Annotated in this window: 12 protein-coding genes; 5 read left to right on the top strand and 7 right to left on the bottom strand. The window is 55.9% G+C overall.

What is annotated here, in order from left to right:
• Positions 1-201: 201 nt before the first annotated feature.
• The 7 genes from ACWVX6_RS09505 to gpr all read right to left on the bottom strand — a co-directional run bounded on the left by ACWVX6_RS09505 (position 202) and on the right by gpr (position 6333).
• Positions 202-633: a hypothetical protein gene (locus tag ACWVX6_RS09505; RefSeq protein WP_455153006.1), complete on the bottom strand. Its 432-nt coding sequence runs from the start codon at positions 631-633 to the stop codon at positions 202-204.
• A gap of 223 nt (positions 634-856) precedes the next feature.
• Positions 857-1192: an arsenate reductase family protein gene (locus tag ACWVX6_RS09500; RefSeq protein ID WP_161273891.1), complete on the bottom strand. Its 336-nt coding sequence runs from the start codon at positions 1190-1192 to the stop codon at positions 857-859.
• Between the two features lie 61 nt (positions 1193-1253).
• Positions 1254-2084: a hypothetical protein gene (locus tag ACWVX6_RS09495; protein ID WP_455153005.1), complete on the bottom strand. Its 831-nt coding sequence runs from the start codon at positions 2082-2084 to the stop codon at positions 1254-1256.
• Positions 2077-2703, bottom strand: coding sequence for a Ger(x)C family spore germination protein (locus ACWVX6_RS09490; protein WP_455153004.1), 627 nt, complete (start codon positions 2701-2703; stop codon positions 2077-2079). Before ACWVX6_RS09490 ends, ACWVX6_RS09495 begins: the two co-directional genes overlap by 8 nt.
• Positions 2700-4148: a spore germination protein gene (locus tag ACWVX6_RS09485; protein ID WP_455153003.1), complete on the bottom strand. Its 1449-nt coding sequence runs from the start codon at positions 4146-4148 to the stop codon at positions 2700-2702. Before ACWVX6_RS09485 ends, ACWVX6_RS09490 begins: the two co-directional genes overlap by 4 nt.
• Positions 4149-4309: 161 nt before the next feature.
• Entirely contained in the window at positions 4310-5377 is a 1068-nt protein-coding gene (gene spoIIP, locus ACWVX6_RS09480; RefSeq protein WP_455153002.1) for a stage II sporulation protein P, read from the bottom strand.
• A gap of 71 nt (positions 5378-5448) precedes the next feature.
• Entirely contained in the window at positions 5449-6333 is an 885-nt protein-coding gene (gene gpr, locus ACWVX6_RS09475) for a GPR endopeptidase (protein WP_455153001.1), read from the bottom strand.
• 140 nt (positions 6334-6473) lie between these two features.
• On the opposite strand from gpr, the gene rpsT reads away from it, so the two are divergent.
• The 5 genes from rpsT to ACWVX6_RS09450 form a co-directional block, all read left to right on the top strand.
• Complete coding sequence (rpsT, locus tag ACWVX6_RS09470; RefSeq protein ID WP_110436956.1) at positions 6474-6737, top strand: 30S ribosomal protein S20; 264 nt, start codon at positions 6474-6476, stop codon at positions 6735-6737.
• A gap of 164 nt (positions 6738-6901) precedes the next feature.
• Complete coding sequence (locus tag ACWVX6_RS09465) at positions 6902-7135, top strand: hypothetical protein (protein ID WP_455153000.1); 234 nt, start codon at positions 6902-6904, stop codon at positions 7133-7135.
• Positions 7135-7419 carry an autorepressor SdpR family transcription factor gene (locus ACWVX6_RS09460; RefSeq protein ID WP_455152999.1) on the top strand — a complete coding sequence of 95 codons (285 nt, stop codon included), beginning with the start codon at positions 7135-7137 and terminating at the stop codon, positions 7417-7419. The genes ACWVX6_RS09465 and ACWVX6_RS09460 overlap by 1 nt, the downstream gene beginning before the upstream one ends.
• Positions 7403-8050: an SdpI family protein gene (locus ACWVX6_RS09455; protein WP_455152998.1), complete on the top strand. Its 648-nt coding sequence runs from the start codon at positions 7403-7405 to the stop codon at positions 8048-8050. The genes ACWVX6_RS09460 and ACWVX6_RS09455 overlap by 17 nt, the downstream gene beginning before the upstream one ends.
• A gap of 206 nt (positions 8051-8256) precedes the next feature.
• Positions 8257-8672, top strand: a 416-nt coding sequence (locus ACWVX6_RS09450; protein WP_455152997.1) for an S-layer homology domain-containing protein, incomplete at its 3' end; no start/stop codon positions are given.

Below are 8672 nucleotides of genomic sequence, written 5' to 3'. Positions count from 1 at the left end.
AGCGAATACTGAAGAAAAACCGCGCCCTGCGGGCACATTTTTTCTTCCCTTGTATAAAAAGTCAGGTACACGCCCCGACTTTTTATGAATTTGCTCCGCAAATTCTATTTTATGCGTGCTGCCGCACGAAGCGTAAAAATTAAAATAATACTTGTTTGACAGACTGACGCCCGCTCAAAAATGAGCGGGCGTTTATCATTTTTACCGGTTCTCGTTGCCTTTCTGGCACATGGCAGTGAAAATCACGCCTGCACCGGAGACAACTCCTACGCTTATCCACAGTTTGGATGAGCCGTCAGACAGGTACTCCTTGAAGCGATTTGTCGTTGGAATATCGTTCTCTGCAATATCAGTTGCCGAAACCTCGTTATCCCGGGTTTCACCGGCCGGAATCGGTCCGTCAGGAATATCGATAATGATCGGCTCGTAGGAAACCTCCGGAACGTCATTTTCCGGCACATCGGAATCCGGAATATTCACCTCTGAATTGGTTTTATTCTCCGGGATCGCTACAACTAAATCGGTATCTGTCTCCGGAGTATCTTCTGCTGCAAAAGCACTGATGCCGAGCATATTTACGCCAAGGGCAACGGCAGTCAGCAGAACGAGAAAACGCTTGCCTTTTCTCATCATGATATCTCCCTCGTTTTCGTATCAATCGGCAGTGAAAAATCAATGCCATCCTTCGTTAAATGCAGTTTACCAGACAGTGGGTACAAAAACAGGGTATATTTTGTCATCTGACAATATTTTTCTGGAAAATTTCCGGATTCATTTTTGAGCAAAAATATAAAAATACGGAAAAAGACAGCAAAAAACCGCCATATTCGAACCAATATAGCGGTTTGTAAAGGATTTATTCCCAGTTGCTCCAAACATCGGGGCAGTAGCCGACAGTTGCCTGACGACCGTTGCGGACGATTGGCGTTTTCATCAGCGTGCCATCCTCGAGCAGCTTTTCCTTCTTGTCCTCGTCGTAGGCGAGGTAGGCAAGCGACGCATAACCCTTGCTTTTCTGGTCAAGCAGGTTGTCCAGTCCGCCGACAGCCTTCAGCACGCTGTCCAGTTCACCCTTGGACATGCCCTTTTGCGCAAGGTCGATCATCTGGAATTTAATGCCGCGCTCTTTGAACCAGCGCTGCGCCTTTTTGGTATCAAAACACTTGTTTTTGCCGAAAATCTGAATATTCATGCCGTAATCTCCTTTGCTCTGCTGTTTGCATTATAGCAGAACGGAGAGCGGAAAACAAGTCCTATTGCGGTCGGCGCAGGTGCAAAACGCCGCAGGTGCGTGTGAACGGATACAGCAGTACGCAGACAAGTGCGGCGCATCGGCCAATCTCGCACAGGAGGAGCGGCACTGCAAAGAATACCTCGCCGTGTCGGGCAAAATCGCCGATGGCAGCCAGTCCGGCGGCGGTGAACGCCGGATAGGGGAGCAGGGCAGCGGTGTTTGCTCCAAGCAGCAGCACTGTGCGCAGCAGCAGGAGTGCGAGCAATGCACCGCCTGCGCTGAGTCCGCGCGACACGCTTGCAGACAGCCTGGCCTCCGGCAGAGAAAACGCCAGTACGACCGATACCGGCAGCAGGGAGTACAGAATGTGCCGGAATTGCGGCAGCAATGCCGCTGTCGGTGCGGAAAAGCTGGCGGGCGTAAGCTGCGTGAGTGTGAGTACGCCGGAGAGCAGGAGTACCGTACCGGCAAGCCACGCAATCGGCAGTGCCCACATGGCACAGCGGTTGAGTCCCATTGAGGCCATGAGCAGAATGCAGACTGTCAGCAGCACAACTGTGCCGCCACATGAGCGTCCGGTGAACACGGTCTGCTGCAGGAAAATGCTCATGCGGGCGATGGATGACAGCAGCGGAAACAGTGAGGTCAAGGCGAGCACCCATTGTGCAGGAGCCGAATGCTGAACCCGGTCGGACAGCCTTGCCGCTCCGATACCGGCCAGTGCACAGACCGTACACGCGAGCGCAGCGGCGTACACGCTCTGCCCGTCGGCGGGAAGATACAGTAATTCACTCATCGGCAGCAGGGCAAACAGCGCCGTACACCACCGCGGAAACAGCCGCTCACGCATAGGCGCCACCGCCAATCTCGCCGTCTAAAAAGCAGTTCAGCCGTTCGTTTTTGAACACTGCCGTGCCTGCCGGTGCGGTCTGTCCGAACGCATCCACGCGCAAGGCCGGAAGAATGGCTGTGCCGTCTGCGTGCAGCACATCGGTGACGCGGTACAGCGGCATATCCGGCAGAATACCGTCCTGCGCGGAGCGGTCAAGCAGCTCGCTGAGCGCGTACACCTCGTTATCGTTCTCCAGCAGCTCGGCGGCAGAGCCGTCCCGCACGACGGCTGCCCGCAGGCTAAGCCGCACATCGTTTTCGCGGCAAAGATAGTCCGCCAGCGGAAGAATGCTCTCGGAAACCGCATCCTCACTTAAAAGCAGCACCTGTGCATGGCTCAAATACAGGTCTCCCGGCAGGATACTGCGCAGATTGCACAGCGCGTCCGTCACATCGGTTCCGGTGGCGGACAGGTAAGCCGGAGCGGCAGCGTCATCCGGCGAGTCCTGCCGCACAACCTCGGCGGTCAGGCAGTACACACCGTTTTTGCAGTCGAGCGCAAGCGCGGACACCGGCGAAACCTCTCTCGCACAGCCGCACAGCAACAGCAGCAGCGGCAGGAGTCTGAGCAGCTTCACGGGCGTTCCTCCTTCGACGGGCGTTTGACGGCAAAGCGGTCGCAGCGCATGAAAAACCATGGATAGCGAAGCCAGGTGTCCTCATGCTCGGCGGAGATGCGCGGCACCAGATTGAGCAGATACGGTACCGAGCATGAGTGCATGCGGCACAGTGCCGCGAGTGTTAATCCGAGTGCAAGACCAACGCCGTACAGTCCCCAGGAGGCTGCAGCAGCGAGCAGCACGAAGCGAAGCCACAGGGCAGCAGTCTGCAGCTTGGGCACCATCAGACCGGTGACACCCGCGATAGCGACTACGATAACGGTCGGTGCGGCGGCAAATCGCGCGGAAACCGCTGCGTCACCGAGCACCAGACCGCCGACAATGCTCATCGTCTGTCCCATGGCACCGGGCGTTCGCGCTCCGGCTTCCTTGAGTGCCTCGAGCACGAACAGCATGAGCAAAATCTCCCAGCCGATGGGAAGGGGAACGCCGCGCTGTGCGGCGGAGACGGCAAACAGCAGCCGCGCGGGCACGAGTTCACGGTGATAAAGCATGAGCGCGGCATAGACCGCCGGAAACGTGATCGTGAATACAAATCCGATGACACGCAGGATGCGCGAAAGATTCGCCTGCAGAAAGCTGATATAGTAGTCATCGTTGGACTGAAAGCACTCCTGAAACAGAAACGGCGCTGTGAGCGCTACCGGACTGCCGTCCACGACAAGGACACACCGACCCTCCAGCATACGGGAAGCGGCAACGTCCGGTCGTTCGGTCGTGCCGAGTGTCGGAAACGGCGACCAGCGATGGTCGCGTATGCGCTCGGCAAGATAGTTGGAGTCGAGCACGCTGTCGATATCGAGCGCGGTCAGACGTGTTTCCAGACGCTCAACCAGACTGTTTTCACACAGTCCGGCAATATAGCACAGGCACACATTGGTGTTCGTGCGGCTGCCGACGCGCATAAACCGGAATTTCAGCCGAGGGTCGTTTACGCGGCGGCGGATGAGCGCCAGATTGGGCATAAAGCACTCGGTGAAGCCCTCCCGCGGGCCGGAAAGGACGCGCTCGTTTTCCGGTTCGGCGGTGCTGCGCTTGTCGAAACCCTTGGTGTTGACGAGCACCGGACGTGCATCGCCGTCGGTCAGCACAATGGCGTCGCCGTAGAGAAAGGCAGCAAATACCTTGTTCATATCGGTTTCCACGCGGCATTCGTCGGCCTGGAGCACGGTGGCGGCGAGCATATCGGCGGAAAGCCGCGCCTGCTCGCAGCGCAGGATAGGCCGCACAAGGCTCTGGTTGATGGCAAGGGAATTTACCATGCCGTCAAAGAAAAACAGCGCACAGCGCAGTCCGTTTTGACCGATGGCACGTCGTACGATAAGTGTATCGTCGTTCCGGAACAGCTCCTGCATCATGCGGATGTTTCGTTCCAGATCGGCGGTAAATGTGATCGTTTCCATAGTTTCACCCCGAAAATAAGGATGTACAGAAAACGATAGTTTATGCAGGTTAATTGAGAATGGAGAATTGAGAATGAAGGATTGCGGTATCGCGCGTAGCGCGATTAGTAAATACCGCCTTGCAGCGAACTCCTTCATTTTCCATTCTCCATGTTCCATTTTCAATTCAGCAGTTCGTCAGACAAGACTTCACCGAATAGCCGAATCCCTTTGAGCGCTTCTGTCATCGTATTGCCCGACGAACCTACCTCCACCAGAAACGCGCTGTGCGTTGCATGCTGATTAAACCGCTGGGTCCGCAGATTAAGCGGACGCATGAGTGTCGGATAGGTGCGGTTGAGCCGGTACTGCAGCGATGCTGCACGATTCAGGTTCTCCTGCCAGTCCGGGTGATACAGGCCGCCGTCATCTGTGCCGACCACGAGCATCAGCTGTGCGGTTTCCTCGCCGTTAATCGTGCAGGAGGTCTTGTAGGCGCGTCCGTCATCGGTCAGGATCGAGTCGCGGTGCACGTCAATGACGGTTGTGATGGATGGATATTTTGCCAGCGTGTCCTCAACCACGGCAAGTGAGCGGTCATACGCGCCGGTGTACACGGGCGAATCGAAAATTTCGCGGATATGTACGGCCTCAATGCCGTTGTCCTCGAGCACCTTCTGCAGCTCGTCACCGACACGCACTACATTATAATTGGTATCGGTCGTGCGTTCGGTCTCGGTCGGTGTATACGGAAAAGCGGCATCCGGCGTGTAGCTTTCGCTGCTGTGTGTGTGATAGATAAGCACCTGCGGCCCATCTCCATCAGCGGAAAAATGCTCGTCTGCGGCGAGACAGTCTGCCGCATCCACGTCATACGAGGTCTCGTTGTTGATGGAGACCGTGGCAGCCTTGTCAGCGGCCGACAGCACTGGATTGTCGTTCTCGGTGTCGGACGAGGGCACATAGGTGCTCTCTGCAAGCGGATTTTCCGCCTGCTCATCCCGCGCTGCGGCAGCCGTGCGCGGCGTGTACACCTCGGCGGAATCCTCCGGCGAAACGCCGAACTCGAGCGCCATTGCGCGGGTGACGAAGCCGCTGTTGCGAGCCAGACCGGTCAGTGCCTTTTGCGCGATCGGCTCGCCGCCTACCCGGGAGAAAATCAGCAGCGACAGCGCCAGACAGAGGGTGATGACGGCAGGCAGGCGGATGCCGCCTCTCGATCGGAATTTCTGATGTTTACGCCGCTTCATTGCGCCATCCTCCTTGCTGTTTCATGCTATCTATCATACGCCGTACAGCGTGCGAGTATGCCCGAAACCTGTCACGAGAGGTACAGGTCGATATCGGCGACACTGAGGTGCGGATGCAGTGCCATGTTGACCGCGTAGCCGATCATGCGGGAGATGTCAGCGACTTCGCGGTCAATGTCGCGTGTGGTGATCATCACCGGCTGGGAGAGGTCGTCCAGCGCTTCACAATCAGGCTGCCCAAGCTGACTGCTGATCTCATGTGCGAGCGTTGCGCCGTCCACCACGGTCGGCACACCAACGGCGATAACCGGCACGCCGAGTGTTTCCTTGTTGAGCGCCGCGCGGGCGTTTCCCACGCCGGCACCCGGCGTAATGCCGGTATCTGCCAGCTGGACCGTACGCAGCAGCCGCGACAGCCGACCGGCGGCAAGCGCATCCACGGCGATGACAGCGGCAGGGCGCACGCGGTCGAGCACACCGCAGATGACCTCGCCGGTCTCGACGCCGGTCTGTCCGAGCACACCCGGAGCCAGTGCGGAAACGGGCCGCCAGTCCGCGAAAATATCGGGCGACTGCGCGATCAGATGCCGCGTGGCAATGACATGGTCGGCGGTCTGCGGACCGATGGCATCGGGGGTTATCATACGGTTGCCCAGTCCGGCGATGAGCACCGGACCGTCATTCGGATGCGGCAGCAGCTCGCGCAGCAGCGTGCTGAGCGCCTTGCAGGCACGCGGAAACGCATCCTCCTCACGGCGGATGAGTGCATCCAGCTCAAGCGTGAGATAGCGTCCCTGCGGCTTGCCGATCTCGCGGGCGGCATCCTCTGAGAGAATGCGTACCTCGTGTACGGCGAAGCCCTCAAGCGTGCGGTCGGACTGCCGGACATGCGGCAGGGCAGCGGCTGTTTTATGGTTTTCGATCGCCTCAACGGCCAGATCGGTGCGGAAAGCCATGCGCAATCCCTCCTTATAAGGATAGTTTTTTTCAAGGAAAAAGTTTTTATGCAGAAAATGAAAAAAACACTTGCTTTTTTTGTGAGAAGATGATAGAATAATATCACTGTTGAATAGAAAACGAAGGAGGTGTTTTCAGAATGCCCAATATTAAGTCTGCAAAGAAGCGCGTTAAGGTTAACTCCGTAAAGGCGCTGAACAACCAGATGGCTAAGAGCGAGCTCAAGACCACTCTGAAGAAGTTTGATGCTGCGATTGCTGGCGGCGATAAGGCTGAAGCAACTGCTGCTTACACGACCGCTGTCAAGGCTGTCGATCAGGCGGCTGCCAAGCACCTCCTGCACAAGAACAATGCGTCCAACAAGAAGAGCAAGATGACTACCAAGCTCAACGGCATGGCGTAAGTTCTGGTATAGAACATCGAAACCGCAAGTTTAACTTGCGGTTTTTCTTTTTGCATTATTTAGATATTTATCGAAATGTATTGACAAATGCAGAAGCTGTGGTATACTGAAAACAATTAGATGGCCATCTAATTAACAGGATAGCGAGAAGGACGGTGAACGGAATGAACATTACCATTCTGATTTGCGCGATTGCGCTGATTTTAGCGGCAATACTGGTAATCTGGCAGGCAAAAGCGCTTGCAAGATGCGATTTGATTTGCAAATCCTGCGGCACGAAGCAGAATCTGCCGTGGAAGCGGCTGGTTTTCCGCACGCATGTGGGAAATGACTGGCAGCTGTATTGTCCGGTCTGCGGGCGCAAAACGTGGTTTACCGCACGAAAGAGGGGACAGTAATGGGGTTTCAGCAGAGCTTTAAGGCGCTCAGCGATCCGGTGCGGCGCGAAATTCTGTCGCTGCTGCGGCGCGGACCGATGGCGGCGGGCGATGTTGCAGCGCACTTCGAGGTGTCGGGCGCAACCATTTCGCATCACCTGTCCGTCCTGCGGGATGCGGGTCTGGTGCTGGATGACAAGCAGGGCAAGTACATTTATTATGAGTTGAATATGTCGGTCGTGGATGAGATTCTCGAATGGATCAGCGCCTTGAAAGGAGATGGCAGGAATGAAAAAAATCAGTAGACTGCAGGTGACGGCGTGGGTGCTGTCGCTGCTGCCGGCGGCAATGACAGCGGCGTTTTACAGCAGGCTGCCCGCGGAAATTCCCATGCAGTGGGATCTTGTCGGTCATGTGAGTTACGAAACCAGATGTCATTTGTGGATCGTGGCCGGTATGGCACCGCTGTTTGCGGTTCTGTTTTACTTTCTGCCGCGGTTTGACCCGAAAAGCAAGAACTACGACAAATTTTCCGATGCCTATATCGGGTTCCAGATCATGATCGACCTGTTTCTGACCGCAATGTGCGGCATCTGCATTGCGGAAGCACTGCGTCCGGGTACGGTCGATGTGCCGACAGTCGTATGTCTGCTCGTCAGCCTGCTGGTGATGTGCCTCGGCAACATTATGCCGAAGTTTCGTATGAACTGGTACTGCGGACTCAAAACGCCGTGGACACTGTCGAGCGAAACTGTCTGGACGAAAACGCATCGTGTGGCGGGCCGCATGCTGTTTGCGGCGGGTATTATCGGTGCGGCAGGCTCGTTCGTTCCGAACGAAACTGCAAAGTTTGTGCTGGTGCTTGCGCCAATGGCGGCGGCAACGATTATCCCGACTGTGCTGAGCTGGCGATGGTACCGCGCAGAACAGCAGTGAGAGACGAAAAATGGACTTTGAAAGCGCGGTTTGCTGGAAAACCGCGCTTTTCTTGTATAAAAAGGTTAAAATTACAGAATGGTTACAACAAATTTAGTCATATTTTAACTTGCCAAGTGGGGAACGGTGTGCTATAATTTTAAAGCAAGTTTACATAGGTGGGGAATACACCCTATCTATCATAACCACTGAGCAAGGAGAATATTATGAAAAGAACGCGAAAGCTGGTGACCGTTGCAGTGTTGGCGGTTGCGGTGGTCGTAAGCGCGATCACGGCAGCCTATGCACTGAGCGCGAACACCACGGAGACGTATGCGTATCTTCCTGAACACTCGGTTTACTTTTATGATACAGCAGGAGAGTACGCGTGGGCTTCCCGCGAGGTTGATACGCTTGCCGTTGCAGGCGTGATCAAGGGCGGCGGAACCCATCTGTTTTATCCGGGCAACGCCATTACCCGAGCGGACTTCATCGTTATGCTCGACCGCGCCTATGGTATGAGTGAAGCGCTCGACAACGGTCAGGTCAATTCGAACGGCTCGTTTGTCGATGTGCCGAGCAGCGCCTATTACAGCAAGGCGGTTATCGCGGCGAAAGCCTTCGGCATAGCGGCGGGCACCGC

The organism is Butyricicoccus sp., assembly GCF_977037065.1.
The sequence above is the reverse complement of the archived record's forward strand: the minus strand, read 5'-3'. Positions and strand labels throughout refer to the sequence as shown.

What these genes read in the sequence shown, in the direction of transcription:
- ACWVX6_RS09505 (WP_455153006.1), bottom strand. Translation starts at nt 633, where the DNA reads ATGATGAGAAAAGGCAAGCGTTTTCTCGTTCTGCTGACTGCCGTTGCC.
- ACWVX6_RS09500 (WP_161273891.1), bottom strand. Translation starts at nt 1,192, where the DNA reads ATGAATATTCAGATTTTCGGCAAAAACAAGTGTTTTGATACCAAAAAG.
- ACWVX6_RS09495 (WP_455153005.1), bottom strand. Translation starts at nt 2,084, where the DNA reads ATGCGTGAGCGGCTGTTTCCGCGGTGGTGTACGGCGCTGTTTGCCCTG.
- ACWVX6_RS09485 (WP_455153003.1), bottom strand. Translation starts at nt 4,148, where the DNA reads ATGGAAACGATCACATTTACCGCCGATCTGGAACGAAACATCCGCATG.
- spoIIP (WP_455153002.1), bottom strand. Translation starts at nt 5,377, where the DNA reads ATGAAGCGGCGTAAACATCAGAAATTCCGATCGAGAGGCGGCATCCGC.
- gpr (WP_455153001.1), bottom strand. Translation starts at nt 6,333, where the DNA reads ATGGCTTTCCGCACCGATCTGGCCGTTGAGGCGATCGAAAACCATAAA.
- rpsT (WP_110436956.1), top strand. Translation starts at nt 6,474, where the DNA reads ATGCCCAATATTAAGTCTGCAAAGAAGCGCGTTAAGGTTAACTCCGTA.
- ACWVX6_RS09465 (WP_455153000.1), top strand. Translation starts at nt 6,902, where the DNA reads ATGAACATTACCATTCTGATTTGCGCGATTGCGCTGATTTTAGCGGCA.
- ACWVX6_RS09460 (WP_455152999.1), top strand. Translation starts at nt 7,135, where the DNA reads ATGGGGTTTCAGCAGAGCTTTAAGGCGCTCAGCGATCCGGTGCGGCGC.
- ACWVX6_RS09455 (WP_455152998.1), top strand. Translation starts at nt 7,403, where the DNA reads ATGAAAAAAATCAGTAGACTGCAGGTGACGGCGTGGGTGCTGTCGCTG.